The organism is Chloroflexota bacterium (genome assembly GCA_016887485.1).
GTDB lineage: Bacteria > Chloroflexota > Anaerolineae > Anaerolineales > Anaerolineaceae > Brevifilum.
On sequence record CP069394.1, the window covers coordinates 479,715 to 496,588 of the forward strand.

The 16,874-nt window shown below is 52.0% G+C and carries 15 protein-coding genes; 5 read left to right on the forward strand and 10 right to left on the reverse strand.

Annotation, left to right across the window (positions count from 1 at the left end):
* Positions 1 to 4: 4 nt before the first annotated feature.
* From JR338_02190 to JR338_02200, 3 genes are read right to left on the reverse strand one after another with little or no spacing between them, the layout of a single operon-like run.
* Positions 5 to 880, reverse strand: a complete 876-nt coding sequence (locus JR338_02190; protein QRN83586.1) for a ParB/RepB/Spo0J family partition protein — start codon at positions 878 to 880, stop codon at positions 5 to 7.
* Positions 880 to 1,677, reverse strand: coding sequence for a ParA family protein (locus JR338_02195; protein QRN84333.1), 798 nt, complete (start codon positions 1,675 to 1,677; stop codon positions 880 to 882). The genes JR338_02190 and JR338_02195 overlap by 1 nt, the downstream gene beginning before the upstream one ends.
* Positions 1,678 to 1,693: 16 nt before the next feature.
* Positions 1,694 to 2,566 (reverse strand): hypothetical protein, encoded by an 873-nt coding sequence (locus JR338_02200; protein QRN83587.1) that lies wholly within the window; start codon positions 2,564 to 2,566, stop codon positions 1,694 to 1,696.
* Between the two features lie 324 nt (positions 2,567 to 2,890).
* Here JR338_02200 and JR338_02205 point away from each other — a divergent pair, with 324 nt between their 5' ends.
* Positions 2,891 to 4,630 carry a universal stress protein gene (locus JR338_02205; GenBank protein QRN83588.1) on the forward strand — a complete coding sequence of 580 codons (1,740 nt, stop codon included), beginning with the start codon at positions 2,891 to 2,893 and terminating at the stop codon, positions 4,628 to 4,630.
* On the opposite strand, the gene JR338_02210 is transcribed toward JR338_02205, so the two are convergent.
* Genes JR338_02210 through JR338_02220 form a run of 3 tightly spaced genes read right to left on the reverse strand, consistent with a single transcriptional unit; the run spans position 4,565 to position 9,204 of the window.
* Complete coding sequence (locus JR338_02210; GenBank protein ID QRN83589.1) at positions 4,565 to 8,443, reverse strand: GAF domain-containing protein; 3,879 nt, start codon at positions 8,441 to 8,443, stop codon at positions 4,565 to 4,567. The genes JR338_02205 and JR338_02210 overlap by 66 nt on opposite strands.
* Before the next feature lie 2 nt (positions 8,444 to 8,445).
* Complete coding sequence (locus JR338_02215) at positions 8,446 to 8,859, reverse strand: ATP-binding protein (protein QRN83590.1); 414 nt, start codon at positions 8,857 to 8,859, stop codon at positions 8,446 to 8,448.
* Between the two features lie 9 nt (positions 8,860 to 8,868).
* Entirely contained in the window at positions 8,869 to 9,204 is a 336-nt protein-coding gene (locus JR338_02220; GenBank protein QRN83591.1) for an STAS domain-containing protein, read from the reverse strand.
* Positions 9,205 to 9,303: 99 nt separating this feature from the next.
* Here JR338_02220 and radC point away from each other — a divergent pair, with 99 nt between their 5' ends.
* Positions 9,304 to 10,014: a DNA repair protein RadC gene (radC, locus tag JR338_02225; protein ID QRN83592.1), complete on the forward strand. Its 711-nt coding sequence runs from the start codon at positions 9,304 to 9,306 to the stop codon at positions 10,012 to 10,014.
* Here the strand turns inward: radC and JR338_02230 are convergent.
* Positions 9,977 to 10,678, reverse strand: coding sequence for an RluA family pseudouridine synthase (locus tag JR338_02230; GenBank protein ID QRN83593.1), 702 nt, complete (start codon positions 10,676 to 10,678; stop codon positions 9,977 to 9,979). The two genes, radC and JR338_02230, sit on opposite strands and share 38 nt — an antisense overlap.
* 70 nt (positions 10,679 to 10,748) lie before the next feature.
* Here JR338_02230 and JR338_02235 point away from each other — a divergent pair, with 70 nt between their 5' ends.
* Together JR338_02235 and JR338_02240 are read left to right on the forward strand one after the other, a co-directional pair.
* A complete protein-coding gene (locus JR338_02235) occupies positions 10,749 to 11,057 on the forward strand; it encodes an antibiotic biosynthesis monooxygenase (GenBank protein QRN83594.1) in 309 nt (102 codons plus the stop codon).
* A 2-nt stretch (positions 11,058 to 11,059) separates the two neighbouring features.
* Positions 11,060 to 12,214 (forward strand): iron-containing alcohol dehydrogenase, encoded by a 1,155-nt coding sequence (locus JR338_02240; protein QRN83595.1) that lies wholly within the window; start codon positions 11,060 to 11,062, stop codon positions 12,212 to 12,214.
* Between the two features lie 61 nt (positions 12,215 to 12,275).
* Here the strand turns inward: JR338_02240 and JR338_02245 are convergent, their stop codons facing one another.
* Complete coding sequence (locus tag JR338_02245) at positions 12,276 to 13,118, reverse strand: DegV family protein (protein ID QRN83596.1); 843 nt, start codon at positions 13,116 to 13,118, stop codon at positions 12,276 to 12,278.
* Positions 13,119 to 13,216: 98 nt separating this feature from the next.
* Here JR338_02245 and JR338_02250 point away from each other — a divergent pair, with 98 nt between their 5' ends.
* Positions 13,217 to 14,086, forward strand: coding sequence for a class I SAM-dependent methyltransferase (locus JR338_02250; GenBank protein ID QRN83597.1), 870 nt, complete (start codon positions 13,217 to 13,219; stop codon positions 14,084 to 14,086).
* Here JR338_02250 and JR338_02255 read toward each other — a convergent pair.
* On the reverse strand, positions 14,083 to 15,687 hold the full coding sequence (locus tag JR338_02255) for a DUF4129 domain-containing protein (GenBank protein QRN83598.1): 1,605 nt from the start codon (positions 15,685 to 15,687) through the stop codon (positions 14,083 to 14,085). The two genes, JR338_02250 and JR338_02255, sit on opposite strands and share 4 nt — an antisense overlap.
* On the reverse strand, positions 15,684 to 16,874 hold the full coding sequence (locus JR338_02260) for a DUF58 domain-containing protein (GenBank protein QRN83599.1): 1,191 nt from the start codon (positions 16,872 to 16,874) through the stop codon (positions 15,684 to 15,686). The genes JR338_02255 and JR338_02260 overlap by 4 nt, the downstream gene beginning before the upstream one ends.

The following is a 16,874-nucleotide window of genomic DNA, read 5'->3' on the forward strand; positions in this document are numbered from 1 at the left end:
GAGATTATTCAGACAGGATTTTATCGAGAATGGTGTTCAGTTCCTCGTCGGAATAGTAATAGATCACCAGGCTGCCGCCCTTTTTTCCATTGTTCAGGTTCACCTTGGTGCCGAAATGATTTCTCAGCCGGGATTCAAGCTCTTTGATTTCCGGGGCGGGTTCTGCTTTGGGTTTGGCGGCTGGGCGTTCACCGCTCATCTTCTTCACCAGGGCTTCCGCCTGGCGAACGTTCAGGCCAAGGTTCATAATCGTGTTGAGTGCGGCACGCTGGGCCTGAGCGTTTGAAAGACTGAGGATGGCGCGGGCATGGCCTTCAGTGATTTTTCCATCCATCAATGCTTCACGGGCTTTATCGGGCAGGTTGAGCAGACGGAGGGTATTGGTGACGCTGACGCGGCTCTTGCCGACCCGTTCAGCGATTTGTTCATGGGTCAGAGCGAAATTCTCAGCCAGCTGGTAATAGGCTTCGGCCATTTCCAGCGGTGAGAGATCGGAACGCTGGACATTCTCGATCAGGGCCAGTTCAAGCTGGTCTTGCTTGGTCACAATTCGTTCGATCACGGGAACCATCTTCAATCCGGCAAGTTCTGCAGCTCGCAGGCGGCGTTCACCAGCAACCAGGGTGTAGCCTTCTGCATCCGAAGAAGTGGAGACCACCAGGGGCTGCAGGATCCCGTGTTCCCGTATGGAGGCAGCAAGCTCGTTCAGCTTTTCTACGTCCATTGCGGAACGGGGCTGTTGGGGGTTGGCTTTGATTTTCTCAATCGGAATTTGAAGGATACCCTGGGCACTTCTCGATCCCGCAGTTTGTTTCTCTTTTGAATCATCGCCAGGGATTAATGCATCCAATCCTCTTCCAAGACCAGGTCTACGGGCCATTAGTTTGCCTCCTGCACAATTGGTACCTTGACATCATCGGAAACAAGCAATTCCTTGGCGAGGGCTGCGTAGGCCTGGGCACCGCTGGATCCGGGGGCATAAACGGCAATGGGCATCCCATAAGAGGGGGCTTCAGCCAGCCGGATTGAACGGGGGACAACGGAATCGAAGACTTGCTTTCCGAAAAAACGCTTTACTTCATGGATGACATCGGCGGAGAGGTTGGTGCGAGCGTCATACATGGTGAGGATCACGCCCCGGATTTTCAATTCCTTTGCCAGGGCGCTTTTGACACGATCAATGGTCTGAGTCAGCTGGCCCAGACCTTCCAGAGCGAGGTATTCACATTGAACCGGGATCAGGACGCCATCCTGAGCTGCCACGAGCCCGTTGAGGGTCAGCAAACCTAATGAAGGCGGGCAATCGATCAGGATGTAGTCATAGCGATAGCGGATCGGTTCAAGCACCTGCTGGAGCCGGAATTCTCTTTGCGGAAGGTCGATCATCTCGATTTCAGAGCCGGCCAGGGCAGGTGAGGAGGGCAGGAGGGAGAGCTTGAAGCGGGGATTGTGCAGGATTTGGGAAAGGATGGGCTGAGCGCCGATCAGTACCTCATAGGTGCCGCCTTCAATGGTGTTCTTCTCAACACCAAGGCAGGCCGTGGCGTTGGCCTGGGGGTCGATGTCCACGATCAGCACGCGCTGACCGAAATAACCCAAGTAAGCGCCCAGGTTGATGGCAGTGGTGGTCTTTCCCACACCGCCTTTTTGATTCACAATCGTATAGATTTTTCCCAAACCCATAAGTTTTCCTTTAGCAGTCAATAATTTCAGTTTTCACCCGGTCGATTTCAGCTTTGGTTGGGATGCTTTCCAAACGGGGCCGGGAGACAGAAGCTGAGGCGATTTGAACAGCGAAGCGGCCTGCTTCCCAGGGATCGCGGGTGGACCAGAACCGGTAAAAGAACGCGGTGGCGAAAATATCGCCCGCCCCGGTGTCATCCACTAATTTTACCTTAGGTGCTTTGATGAATCGGGCGTCATTATGCCAATAAACCCTGGCGCCCCGATAATTTTCCGTGACGACAAAAACCGGAATCTCACTTGCCATTTTGGAGATGATCTTCTCATCATATTGTACATCTTCGACGCTGATCACCGCAGCGTTTGCCATGCCCAGAGCATACTTGCTTTGTTCCCATGATCTTGGAACGACATGATTGTCTGCGTCGGTGTCCCGGAACCAGCCCTGAGGGGTGAGGCATTTCAAGCTATTTGGAAAAGCTGCCAGGATCTCCGGGTCCACTTCGTTGGCAACAGGACCCAGATGGACGATTTCCGGCGGCTTTGAGAAGCTGGGGATATCATCGATACCAATTGGCTTGGCTTTCTCATATAAGAACTGGGTGCGGTGAACGCCATCCGAGATATTTTTGAAGGTTGTGGTATCCAGGCTGCCGATATTCCTGACCCAAAGGGAGGCCAGGGAGGATGTATCCAATTCGGGATTGAACGCCGTGATCATGCCGGTTTTTAAGCCCATTGCCGAGGCGGTTAATCCAGAGAAGGTCACAGTGCCACCTAATGCAGGGCCCGCATCTGTCAGGTCTGCAGTGACGTGGCCGATGACGAGGTAGTCCAGTTGTTCAGGAATTGATAATTTTGACGATGATGAAATTTCTGCCATGGATCTCTTTATTGGTAGTGAGCCGATTGGATTTCCAATCGGGGTTTATAAGCATTCTTGAAGATTATAGCATGGTTGGTATATTGAGCATTGCTCTATCTTATTTTTCCGTGATGTGTGGACGGCTGTCCAGGTTTTACCTCAATCAAATTACCGCAGAATGTTTGATGAACACGGGGTTAACGATCAATCTGATTGCAGTATATCAATACTGGAACGTAATATCATATAATATAAATGAGAAAAATGTCTTGAGAAAATCCGGTTTACTTAGTAATATTGGGGCTTGTTTGAAATCTAAAAATAAATAATTAGGAGTACGACATGCCTGATTCTAAGAGCCCATTTGAATATAACTATGCATTGGAGGATTTCCGCAAAGCGCGTTCTAAGGCGGAACTTCAACGCTTAAGGGCTTTAATTACCGGAAAAACGGATAAACTGCTGCCTTATGACGAGATCACGCAGCGTTTGCATGCCACAGGTTTTTCTTCCAAGGGCTTGAAGGAAATCCCGGTGGATGCTATTGTGGGCAGTGTTAACCGCTACCAGGATTTCAATCACAACTTCCTGCCTTTGCACGATGAAGACCGGCAGCGCTGGGCTACTGTCAAAGCGATGATGACCACGCCAGGCAGCATGGGGCTGCCGCCGATCCGAGTGTATAAACTGGGGGATGCCTATTTTGTTCTGGATGGCAACCACCGGGTATCCATCGCCAAAGAGATGGGCCTGGAGATGGTGGAAGCTTATGTGACGGAAATTAAACCCAAGGTACCGCTTTCGCCGGATGACACGCCGGAAGACATCATTCTGAAAGAAGAGTATGCAGATTTTCTGGTGGAAACTCAGATGGATCGGATTCTCTCGGACGCGAATTTACAGCTAACTTTCCCCGGCCTCTATGAGACCTTATTGGAACATATCAGAGTGCACCGTTATTACATGGGCATTGAACAAAAGCGGGAAATCCCCTGGGATGAGGCTGTCCGGGATTGGTATGATAAAGTTTACCTGCCTGTGGTCAGGGTCATCCGGGAACAAGACATCATGCAGGAATTCCCCGACAAGACGGAGACGGACCTTTATATCTGGATTTTGGATCATCAGACCTATATGCAGCAGGAAATCGGCTGGCCAATTCGAACTGAAAAGGCAGCCTCGGACCTCATTGAAGTGCAAGGGAAAAAAGTTGGTAGTTTGATAACGGATTTCTTTGAGAAGACACGTCAAACCCTCACACCTCGCAAATATGATCAGACCATGCGGCTCAACCCCCGAGACCTGTGGGACAACCGCGGGTCAAGTTTGTTCATGGATATCCTTGTGGCAATTAGCGGCCAGGGCAAAAGCTGGTTTGCACTTGATCAGGCCATTCAACTTGCAAAAATGGAACAAGCGGATGTTCGGGGACTGATCGTGGTTCCTGAAGATGAAATTGATAGCAAATATCAGGAAGAAGTTGAGCAGAACTTTTCTGAATGTATGCAGGAAGCTGGGCTAAATGGCAACCTGGTCCATGTGGAAGGGCCAATAGCCGAGACCATCATTCAACGTTCACGGGTGAATGATCTGGTGGTGATCCGCCTGAGCCATCCACCAGTCGCCAAGATCTTCCCGCGCCTGGGTTCGGGTATCCGCAAGCTGGTACGTAAATGCCCTAAGCCGATTTTGATGGTCAGGAATCAGGTCACAACCTTTGACAAAATGCTACTGGCTTATGACGGCAGTTCGAAGGGGAAAGAAGCGCTGTATATTACGACTTACCTGGCAGCGAAATACGGAAAATGCATCTCTGTGCTGGTTGTGAATGATGATAAGGACAAGGGTCAGGCCTTGCTTAAGGAGGCGAAGGATTATATAGGTGAGATGTGTACCCACGTCACCTTACGCCGAAATGTCGGAATTGTCAGTGAGACAATTCTCAAAGCCGCCCAGGATGAGAGCGCAGATTGTATTGTTATGGGGGGATATGGACTTTCGCCGTTGATGGAAGCCCTATTCGGTAGCACTGTTGACGGTGTTTTGCGGAAGACTACCGTCCCTGTCCTGGTTTGTCAGTGAGTCTTCCCGGCAAACAGCCAGAATAGTGGTGTCATCACTGAGGGGGGCGGACTTGCGAAATTCCTGCAGGTCTTCATCGAGCAGCGTTAGCAATTGATGTGCGGAAGCACCGCAGGCGGATTGTAATAGTTTGAACAGCCGATCAGTTCCATACATTTCATCATCATTGTTGAAAGCTTCTGTCACACCGTCCGTATAGAGCATGAGGCAATCTCCCTTATCGAGGGTGAGCGAGCGGTCTTCCAGGTGGATATCCGGCAGCGCTCCCAAGGCAATGCCGCCTTTATTGAGCTCTTCTACCTGGTTGGCCAGTTTATGGAGCACAAGGGGTGGGTTATGCCCAGCGATGGTGTAAGTCAGCACACCATCGGTCAGGTCCAATAGGCCGTAGAAGGTCGTGACGAATAAGCCATTTTGAGAGTTCATCAACAGCAGTTCATTGACCCGTTCCAGGGTGCGTGCTGGGGAGGTATATTCGAGTGCCGCAGCTTTGATCAGAGTGCGGGTGACCGTCATATAGAGCGAAGCGGCCAAGCCTTTATTGGAGACATCCGCGATGATAACAGCCAACCGGCCATCCGGCAACAGGAAGTAATCATAGAAGTCACCACCGACCTGATGAGCTGTGTTCCAGCGGACATCCATTTCCCAACCAGGCATTGGGGGAATCTGTGAGGGTAAGAAAGTCTGTTGAATCTCGCGGGCCAGCTGGAATTCGCGTTCCAGCCGCTGGCGGTCCAGCATCTCTTTGTTAAGAATGTCATTTTGGACAGCCAGTGATACCTGCTGAGCGATACCATTGATCAGTTCAAAGCGTCTTTCCCGGTTGGTAGAGAGGTTTTTATCCAGCGCCAGGAGGACGCCAAAGCGATTATCCTTGGCTGAGATGGGGAAACCCATCAACAACGGGAATGGGCTGACCAGAATAGGTGTGGGATCAGTCTGGCCTTCATCCGGGAGCGCTAAGTCCCAGTCTTCCAGGGGTAAGACGTTTTCGACAAAGGGGAAAACTATCGGCCGGTCATTCTCAAAGACCACATCCAGCATGGGAAAATCACCCGGTTCGTAGCTTGTACCATTCAGCGGCTCCGCGCCTTCAGGGGCTTTTTCGGTTGATTCGGTCAGGATGAAGACCTTTTTATCAGCATCCCACATATAGATCGCGCTAGATTCGATCCCTGCCAGAATTGGCATTAGGTGAACAATTGAATCAAGGGTGTCCACCAGATCTGCGCTGCTCACGACAACCTGGGCTGCTTGTAAAAGGACTGTGGAAATATAGGCTTCTTCCTGGCGAGCTTCCAGAAGCTGGATGTTTTCCACCGCCACAGCGGTTTGTTGGATGATGCCCATAATGATTTTGAGGCGTTCTTCGCTGATGAGCTGCTTATCTGATGAGACAATCGGCAGAACCGGGTCGTTTGCCAGCATGAAAGCCCCGAGCACGTCATCATGAGAGATGATGGGCAAGAGGATCAAAGTATCCTTATTGATCTCATTTTCAAGCTGTTCCGGCAGGTTCAGGTCTTCAGTGGGATCAATAACCAGTAACGGCTCTCGAGTAAGTGTCAACTCAGCCAGAAGGGGAGCATTTGGCAACGGAAGCGGGAAAAGGTTGTCAGTTATTTCGCCGCTGTCGCCAATACCATACATCGCTTGCAGAGCGTAGATATCATTGGTGGTGTTGCGTAGGAAGAGGGCACAGCCCTTAATCCCAGCGACCATCGGTGTCAGGCGGACGATGGTCTGCGTAAGTTCATCCAGGTTGGTCATGGATTGAACGGCTTGGGCCACCTGCAAAAGGATGGTTGAGACCCAGGCTTGCTCCTGAGAACTCTCATAGAGGCGGGTATTTTCAATCGCAATCGCGCCATAGCTGGCGAACGCTGAGGTGATCTTCTGGGATTCCTGACCGTAGCGGCCAGGTTTACGATTGATCAGAGTCAGCATACCGAGGATTTCATCCCCAGTATGCAGTGGGGCGGCAATGGAGGAATACTCTTCCGTAAAGCCATAATGGGCGGCGATGGGGCCTATGCTTTGATCTGAATGACGGATGGTGGGCTGTTCCTGCATCAAGGCTTTCTTGACCCAGGCATTCGGCAAGAAGTTGAGATCTCCCAGGTCTTCTGATTCGAGCCCTTCTGCTGCGAGTGAGGCTGCCAGATAGAGCCGGCGTTCTTCAATGGGGGTATTCACCGTTGAATTTGAGTCAAACAGCCAAATGCCAGCTACATCGCAGGGGAGATTCTTATGTAATTGTTCCAGAATGGCCTGGAGAACCTCATTGAGGTCAGCGTTATTGGAAAGCAGACCTGCGACATCTCGCAAGCTTTCAGCGACTTGCCGTCGCCATTTCTCCGAACGGTAGAGCCGGGCATTGCGAATTGAGACGGCAATGTTGTCGGCAAATGTCTCCACTAATTGCTGGTCATCGCTGGTGAAGGCATTACGATCTTCGCATTGGATATCCAGGACGCCGAGAACATCTCCGCCAAACTGGAGGGGGATAGATAACTCCGAGCCGGATTGATCTTCTGTGAGGGGATTGTTGCGATAGAGCGGTTCTTTCTCAACATCATTGATCCGTTTACTTTCTTTATGCCGTACCACCCAGGGGATGACACCCTTTTTGGCGTTCAAATCGTAACCAACCTGGGCTTTATTGAACCGTTCACTTCGTTCGCCGCTGCCAGCCTTGAAGATGATCTTGGATTGCACAGGGTCCACCAGATAGAGGTGAACGAATTGGAAGCCAAAGCGCTCGTGGATCAAATCCACGATGCGTTGGAGGAGTTGGTCGGTATCCAGGATTTGGGTCAGGGCGCGGCTGGCCTCAGCCACGGTGGTCATCTGATCTGCCCGCCATTGGAGGTCCTGGAAGAGGCGAGTGCTTTCAATGGCGATGGAGATATTCGCGGCGAGAACTCGCAGGACGATCAGGTCATTGTCATTGAAGCCGTAGAAGCGATCGGACTGGATGTCGAAGACGCCAAAAATCTTGCCCGTGACGGATAGAGGCAGTACCAGCTCGGATTTGGTGTCGTCAAGCGAGTCCACTTCCTTATATCGGGGCTCTCTCGTAACATCGGATGCGACTAATTCCTGTCCGGTTTCGGCCACATAGCCAATCATGTGCTCCCCGAGGGCGAAGCCGGGGTGGGCGGGAGTCTCAAAATCGGGACGGTCGCTCTCATCAGAGCAGGCGCTGGCCTTGAATTTGAGACGCTGGGATTCGTCATCAATCAGGAAAACCGCCACGTAGTACCATTCAAAGGTTTCCTGCACTAGGCGTGTGATTGCTTCGGTCAGGGAATCCAGGTCATTGATTTGGGATATCTGGGCGCTGACGGACTGCACCAGCTCCAGCTGTTTCTGCTGCCATTCGCGCTGGATGGTTTGCAGGGTGGCGTAGAGAGAGGTGCCGGCGATTGCGCCTATTTGGGTTAGTTTGTTTTTCTCGGCAGCGGTGAAAGGCGTTTCCCGATGGATGATCAGGTTGCCGATGTCAATTTCACCATGAGACATTGCCCCCGCAAGCCAGTAAGAGTGATCATTTTCAGCAAATGTCTCACCCTCGATCAACATAGAAGGGTTCAGGGGGATGTTGAGTGGTGAACGGAAATCATCCAGGGGTAAAAATGCTTTATTGATTTCTAGATAGGCTTCGGATTGAAAATTAGTCTGGAGGAAATCCAGCATTTGTGCTTTTTGTTTTTCAAGCGCGGGATGATGCGCCAGAGTTTGACCCAGTTTGAGAATCCCACTTGGTGACATGCCGATAGGCTGCCGTGAACTGGATCGAGGGGTCAAGGTCAGGCCCCCTTATACTTGATCAGGGTGAGCGTGTTGCCCTTCTGGTTTGAGAATTCAAAGATCACCCTGTCCATCAATTTTCGCATGAAGAAAACGCCCAAACCGCGTTCCTTGCGGATTTCGAGAGGGGAGGTGATGTCTGGGGAGGGGACGTCATCGGGGTCAAAGGGATCGCCTTCATCATGCAGGACAATCTGGATCCCGTTTTTTACCTGGGAGACTTCGATTTGGATATCTCCGATGTCCTCACCGCCATAAGCGTGGTCAATGATATTGGAACAGGCCTCATCAACTGCGGTTTGAATAGCATAGACGTCATTTGGAGAAAAACCGGCATTCTGAGACAATTCAACGACGAAATCGCTAATGCTTGCTAGGCTTTGGAAATTGGCTGGGAAGTTTTTCGTCGTCATCGCAGGTCCTCAGAATTTTCCAACAGCAGTAAGAACGTCGCCATAGATCTCAAAAAGCGTGTGAAAACCGGCGAGTTCTAGGTTGGTGTATATTTGTGGGGGCACATTCGCCAAGATGATTTTCCCCTTGCCGCCTTGCTGGCAGTGCTTGAGTGCGTTGATAAATGTGAGCATACCTGAGCTTGAGAGATAGGTCACATCTTGCAGATTGAGCACAAGTTTACAATGCCCATCAGCGATCAATGATTCCAAAGCGTCCTTGATCTTGGGGGAGGTATAGCTATCCACTCGACCGGAAATTTCTATCAGGTCACAGTGTTTATATTCTGTGATGACAAATTTCATTTTATTTTCCAAATCTGCTCTTAGTTGGTGTTATTATAACATGGTGAAATAATTCAAAGCGATAGCTAAACGTTATTGACAGAACCAGGGAGGAGAGTGATGGAAGAACCCACCAACCATAATCGCATCATGGATTTTGAGGAATCTCAGCGTCCCAGAGAGCGTCTGGAACAATCAGGCCCAGAGGCTCTTAGTAACGCTGAATTGTTGGCAATTCTGCTGCGGGTTGGGAAGAAAGGGGCTAATGCCGTCCAGATTGGCCAGCAGGCGCTGCGGCAATTCGGGGGACTTTTAGGACTGCATCGAACGACATTTAAGGAACTTTGCCAGGTGAATGGCATTGGGAAGGCTAAGGCGGCCCAGATCAAGGCAGCGATTGAGCTGGGACGGCGGATAAATGCCCTGACGCTGGATGACCGCGACCTGGTGAGTTCACCTCAGGATGTAGCGAACCTGGTGCAATATCAAATGATGGCCTTGGAACAGGAAGAACTTTGGGTGATCCTGCTGGATTCGCGCAACCGTCACCTGGGTACGGAACGCCTCTATCGAGGCTCGTTGAATGCTTCCTCAGTGCGGCCAGTGGAGGTCTTCAAAATGGGTATCCGGCATAACGCAGCCAGCCTGATCATTGTGCATAATCACCCCAGCGGTGATCCAGCGCCCAGCCCGGAAGATATCAACCTGACACGGGTGCTGATTGAAGCCGGGAAGCTCCTGGAATGCCCGTTATTGGATCATGTGGTGGTGGGGGCGAACAAGGTGGCATCCATCAAATCTCTGCGGCCTGACCTTTGGATTGACGGATAAGCGCATAGACTGATCGGAAATCATCCGGATAGGGAGCGGAGAATTTTACGGATTGATGGTTTGCTGGGTGTTGGAAGCTGACCTCTTTGGCGTGGAGCATCACCCTAGGCGCTTGGATGGGTGGTTCTTGCAGACCTGCATTGTAGAGACCCTCTCCCAGAAGGATCATGCCCTGCTCACGTAGGTGGGCGCGGATTTGATGGGTCAATCCGGTCTTGATGAGGATGGCTAATTTGGCAGCCCCCGAGCCTTTTTCCAAAACAGCACATTGTGTCCAGGCAGGTTTACCCTGTGCCAGGTTCACCCTGGTTCTGTGCCGCCGATCAGCGTTGACTTTCAGCGGCTGATCCATCACGAGTTCGGTCCACTGAGGAACGGGCCAGGCCAACCCATGATAGATCTTTTCTACCTCACGGTTGCGAAATGCCTCGTTGAGACTTCGGTGGGCTTCTGCGTTGCGTGCCAGCAGCATCACGCCGCTGGTGTCCCTATCCAGCCGGTGAACTATCCAAAGCTGACCGTAATGAGGCTCCAGAACCTGTTGGAGATAGGGTAGTTTCGGGTTGTAGCCATCCGGAATGGAAAGCAAACCAGCCGGCTTGCTGATGACCAGCAGGTCGTCATCATCAAAAAGGATGGAAGGGATTAGGGCGGTGGTTTCCATATCAGCCCAATTCCTTTTCGTGTATACTGAAATTTGAGCGTGAACCATTGGATAGGCTGAGGAGGATTGGATGGTTATTGTGCATGTCTTTTGCGAAGTCAAACCCGATCAGGTGGAGGCTTTTCGGCAGGCTTGCGTGGCGAATGCAAGCGAAAGTGTGCAGGAACCTGGCATCGCCCGATTTGATGTCCTGCAAGACCCGGAGAAGCCGGAGCGGTTCGTGTTGGTAGAAGTTTACCGCACAAAGGAAGACCCTGCCAGGCACCGAGAGACCGCGCATTACCAGACCTGGAAGGCGGCTGTGGCGGATATGATGGCCGGGCCGCGGACCAAGCAGATTTATGATAATGTCTATCCGGATGAGAATGGCTGGGGCTAGATATGACATTTGAGTTTGCAACGGCTGGTCGGATCGTTTTCGGCAATGGCAGCCTGAAGAAGGTTGGTGAGATCGCCTCAGGTTTTGGCGGAAAAGCGCTGGTGGTCACTGGAAGCGGCTCTGTCCAAGTGGCACCTTTGCTGGCGTTGCTGGAGGGTGTAGGTGTGGAAGCCGAGATCTTCCGAGTGGGCCATGAACCGGATATTTCCACCATTGACAGCGGCCTGGCGCTGGCAAAGGAAAAAGGCTGCACGTTTGTGATTGGTTTTGGCGGCGGCTCCTCACTGGATTCCGCCAAGGCGATCTCAGCCTTGCTGACCAACCAGGGTGAGTTGATGGATTATCTGGAAGTGGTTGGCAAGGGTCAGAAAATAGCTAATCGGGCTGCTCCAATGATTGCACTGCCGACCACCGCCGGGACGGGGACGGAAGTGACACGGAATGCCGTGATCTCTTCGCCGGAACATAACGTGAAGGTCAGCATGCGCAGCCCCCTGATGATCCCCAGCGTAGCTGTTGTGGACCCGGAACTAACATTGAGTATGCCGCCATCGGTCACAGCCAGCACTGGCATGGACGCGTTGACCCAGGTGATCGAAGCCTATGTCTCCAGCCGGGCGAACCCAATGACCGATATCATCTCGGCTGATGGGATCCAACGCGGGGCTCGATCGCTTCTGGCAGCATATAAGGATGGACAGAACCTGGCGGCTCGGGAGGATATGGCACTGACCAGTCTTTACGGCGGCCTGGCCTTGGCGAATGGTGGCCTGGGAGCGGTGCATGGTTTCGCTGGTCTGATCGGGGGGATGTTTCAGGCGGCTCACGGTGCGATCTGCGCCAGTTTGCTGCCGTATGTGATGAAATATAACGCCCAGGTGCTTCAGTCGCTGCCTGGGAAGGATGAAATGCTGCGACGGTTCCAACAGGTGGCCGCCTGGCTGACGGGTGATTCAAAAGCGACTATAGATGAGGGCGTGAGTTGGCTAGCAGAATTGGCGAAAGCCCTGCAGATCCCCGGCTTGCATGATATGGGCATCACAAAAGCAGATTTTCCTCGAATCATTGAGAAATCGAAGGTGTCTTCCAGTATGCAGAAAAATCCGGTGAAACTCGATGAGCGGACCCTGGAAGCGATTTTGAGCGAAGCATTCTAAGTAATATTGACAATAAAAAAGGCCGCCCTGATTAGGGCGGCCTATGTCTTAAAGGGGTGAATTATTCAGCTTTGAAATAGCTCACAGTGATGACACCCGGGCCGGCATGCACCACGATGGCAGGGGGCACAACATAGATCGGGATTGAATCCAGATCCAGTTCTTTGGCCAATTCTTTGGCTAAGGCTTTAGCCCGTTCCTGGCCACCGCAATGACTGATGGTGATGTAGGATTCGGGCCCTTTGGGGCAGTCTTCCAAAATTAATTCCTTAAACCGGGCCAGCGCTTTGGCAGAGGTTCTCTGCTTATCTATCGAGTCAACCTTGCCATTTACCAGGCCCAGGATGGGTTTGACTTGTAGGACACTGCCGACCAGGTAGGAAGCACTGCCGATACGCCCACCCTTGTGGAGATAATCGAGGGTGTCCACCAGGAAGTAGACCGTCTCGCGCTTTTGCAGGGCTTGCAGGTCTTCAACAATCTTCTCGGCTGATTTTCCCTCGTCCGCCCACTGTTTAGCTTTCTTAACCAGGACGCCCAGACCGCCAGCAACCGTGCGGGTATCGAGGATGTGGACATCTGCCTCCGGGACATTTTCATAGGCGACCTCGGCCGAACGGAAGGTGCCGCTGAGGTCAGAGGAGGGCGTGGGAATGACAATTGATTCGCCTGCCTTGGCGCAAGCCTGATAGATCGGTTCGTAGAGGGCTGGGGGTGGGGCAGCCGTTTTTGGCAGCTCTTTCGCTTCCTGCAGTTTGGACAAGAACGTGGGTGTGTCAATTTCGTTATCATCGCGGTAAGGATGATCGTCAAAGATGATAATTTGCGGGATGACATCCACACCCATCGCTGCCAATTCCTCCAGTGGCAAGCCACAGGTGGTATCAGCGATGATTTTGGTCATAATGAATGCTCCTGATTAATATAAAGGATGAATAAATTAATTATAATCGGAATTAAAGATATGATGGTGAAGGATAAAATTTCCGCCTGGAGGGACCGATGATGGATGAACTTGGAACGCTGGATTTTTCAGGTGTGGAAGAAACGGGGTTGCTCACGCTTTATAGCAAGGCGATGGAGAGCCAGAGTGCTGATCCAATTTTAAAAGACCCAATGGCGGAGGCGATTGTCGCGAGGATTGATCCCATCCTCCAGCAGAAAGATGACGCCATGGCCAGGCAATTGCGTAATCAGGCCGTGGATCCTCGCTTGATCGTCCATCTGGCACTGCGCAGCAGGAAATATGACGACTATGCCAGAGCCTTTCTCGCTCATAATCCTGCCGGCGTGATTGTGAATATTGGCTGCGGTCTGGATATGCGGTTTTTCCGAATTGATAATGGCGAGGTGCGTTTATTTGACCTTGATCTGCCCGATGTGATTGACTTGAAACGGCAGCTTTGCCCGCAGAATGAGCGCTATCACCTGGTGGCGACATCCGTGCTGGATTTTGATTGGATGGATCAAATCGTGACTAATGGCGGTCCGTTCCTGATCCTCGCCGAAGGGATTTTTATGTATCTCCCGGAGCAGGAAGTCAAGCGGCTGTTGCTGGCAATTCAGGATCGTTTCCCGGAATCGGATCTGGTGTGTGAACTGACCAACCGTACCTGGGTGGAGGGGCTATGGGGTAAGCTGGCTCAATTCAAAATGCAGCACCGCCTGAAAATGCAGTCTCAGTCAGCCTTTCAATTTGGGGTTTCCTCGCCAGAGGAATTTGAGTCATGGGGGAAGGGGATCGAATTTCGTGAGATGTGGTTCTATATGGATGATGACCACCCGAAAATCGGCTGGTATCGGATCTTCAGGGGGATGAAGTTGATCCGGACGGCTCAATTCACGGTCCGCTACACCCTGCACGCGGCTTAGCCGGGTTGGGATTGCTGCTTGAGGATGGCGGCTTTCATCTTTGAGAGCAGGGTTTGGGCTGCTTCCAATTGTTCTTTGTCGATCTTCTGTTGCGTGTACCGGGCGGCGATGAAGTCGTTGGTGAAGGGGGTGAGATCGGCTTCGATCTCCGGCCAGCGCTGGTGAATGGCGGCGGCATATTCGTAGGGAGTTTGGGATTTATTACGCTTGAGGCCGTGCCTGGCATTCCAGTTCACCCAGTCCAGATAATTGAGGATCAGCGCCTGACGGGGTGGCAGGTGGCGGATGAGGGTGCTTAGGTTGGGAAGTTTAATTTCGCGGTCTGTGAAATAGGCTCGAATCTGCTGAACACCTTTTTGAACAGTTTCAGTGGCCGCTTCACCCACTCTTTTTAGGCCCTGCTTGATCCACTGCCAAAAATCCGACAGCCAGGATTTGACCTTGAGTTTCTCGAAGAAAGCCTTCAGTCCCTGATGGTTGTTGATGAAGGTGCGAACTGCCAGAATGATCATCCCTACGAAGATAAGCCAGAAAAGGATGGACTTGACTAAATCCCACCAAGGCAGCGTACCGGTGGTTTGGATGGTTTCCGGTGTGAATTCTGGGAGTTCGGGTTTAGATACGCTTTCGTTCTGGGGTGTACCCAGCAGGGTCCCCAACAAAGACAAAACAAATGAGATTGGCAGCAGGACCAGGAATTGAATCAGGCCGAAAATATAAACGATGACTGTGAACAGGGTTTGGGCAACAGGCAGGAAACCGAAGGCGAAATCCGTGGGCAGGAAGACCGTCAGCAGGATAGCAACGGCAATGAAGATCACCGTGTAGAGCAGCCAGCGCTTGGAAAGATCCGGGCTGACCTGGATGTCATTGAAATACCAGCGGGCTTTCTGGATGGCATAGTGGTTGAGCGCCAGGAAGATGAAAGCCATGGAGAAATAGACCAGCAGGGCGATGACGAAGCTTCGCATGGGCGTGGCTAGGGCAGGAAGGTTTTCAAAATTCCCTTTGATGATGACCGTCATTCCGACCATGATGAAACCAAGGACAAAAACAAGACCCATCAAACTGCGACGGGCTTCCTGACGGTCATTGAAGGTTATCCCGAGTTTTTCCTGTTCCATCAGTTCCTGATCTTCTTCCAGTTGGAAGAGCGGGGGACTGAACAAGCGGGTGAGTCCCCAGATGACAAGGAGGAAGAAAATTAAAAGGATGGCTTGGATATCAAAGAATTCTTCCAGGAAACCATGCTGCCAGGTGAGCACTTCCTGCCAAAATCCGCCAACCCCGGGTTGGAGCATCAGAAAGATCGAGCCGACCAGCAGGATCAACACCCACTCAGCCGCAGCAGACAGGAAGGGGTTGTAGTCGCGGCGGACAATTCGTTTCTGAACGTAGTGCACCAGTAGGCTCACAAAAGAGATGAAAAAGGTCAGGACAGGCAGCCCGGTGACCATCCACTCCACATAGAAGACGCCGATGAACTGATTGGTGATGAAAGCCAGTGCGCTGAACATGCCGCTCAACAACAGGAGATTCACCAGGGTGATGAATTGCTGGGAATTCTGGGTGGTTTCGGGGGTAGGGGATGGCCTGCTCATTGGGGCACCCCGAGAGCTTCCACTTCAAAGAGTGAGGTAGCTGTGTAAAGGGGAATATGGTAACCCGCAGCGATTCTTCGATCTGTTTGGATATCGTGGGGTTGACCGGTGAGCAGAATGACCGGGTTAAGCCCGGCTTTTCGTGCCTGGAAGAGCTGCTCAAAGGTCTCCGGAGAGACTTTCCCTGAGATGTAGATCAGGGTGGTTCCCCAGGTTAGTTGACCGCGGGTATCCTGAAGCCAGGGACCGACCGGGCAGGTCGTTCCCGGCTGGATGCGGGCTAATAATTCCAGCAGGCTGATGAGGTGGGCAGCGCCTTTGCGGGGTGGAAGGGCGTGTGATTCTGTATCCACAGATAAGGGGTCCAACCCGTTGGTGAATAGCCCGATGGATTGTTGGTGCTGTTTGGACCAGGCAGCCAGCGATGCCGCAGCGGTCACGGCCAATTCTGTTGCGTCATAAAACGAATCCATGTCGTAACTGGTCTTGTCCAAATCCAATAAGACAGCCAATTCCAGAGTGATTGAGGCTTCGTATAGCTTTACAAGCAGCTCGCCGCTGGAAGCGCTGGATTTCCAATCGATTTTGCGAACCGAATCGCCATTCTGAAAGCCGCGTTTGCCCATCAAGCGGGTGGGGTCTTCATAAACCGGGTTTTCATTACGGATCGTGCCAAAGGGGGAGCGGGAAGGCAGCCCAAGAGCGGCCAGGTCAACGATTCGGGGGTAAATGGTCAGGTTTGATGCGGGAATACTGATCTGCGAGGGTTTGGTCAGGCCCAGGGGATCGCCGGATTCAATGATTGACGGGCCAATTGGGTAATAGCCGCGCTTGAAAGCGTTGATCTCATAATGGACGGTCTTTTTGCTTCGCAGACCAAGGCTGAACACCTCTTTGATGTCCCTGCCTGCCCGCAGGTTGACCGGCAGGCTCTCGTGAACTTCCAGCCAGAGGATTGGCAGCAGGCTGGTGTTTTCAATGGTGAGTTCAATCCGGACCGTCTCGCCGAGGTAGGCATGGTCAATGAAATGCCGGGTGACTTTGAGGTGTTTCAGGGCGCGTTTCTGCCACCATAATCCTAATAGGAAGCTGCCAATGATCAAGTAAAAGACCGTGAGTGCAGGGCCCGCCTGCAGGAACACAGCCAGGATCATCAGGAAGATTAGGAAGGGCAGAAAATCCGCCAT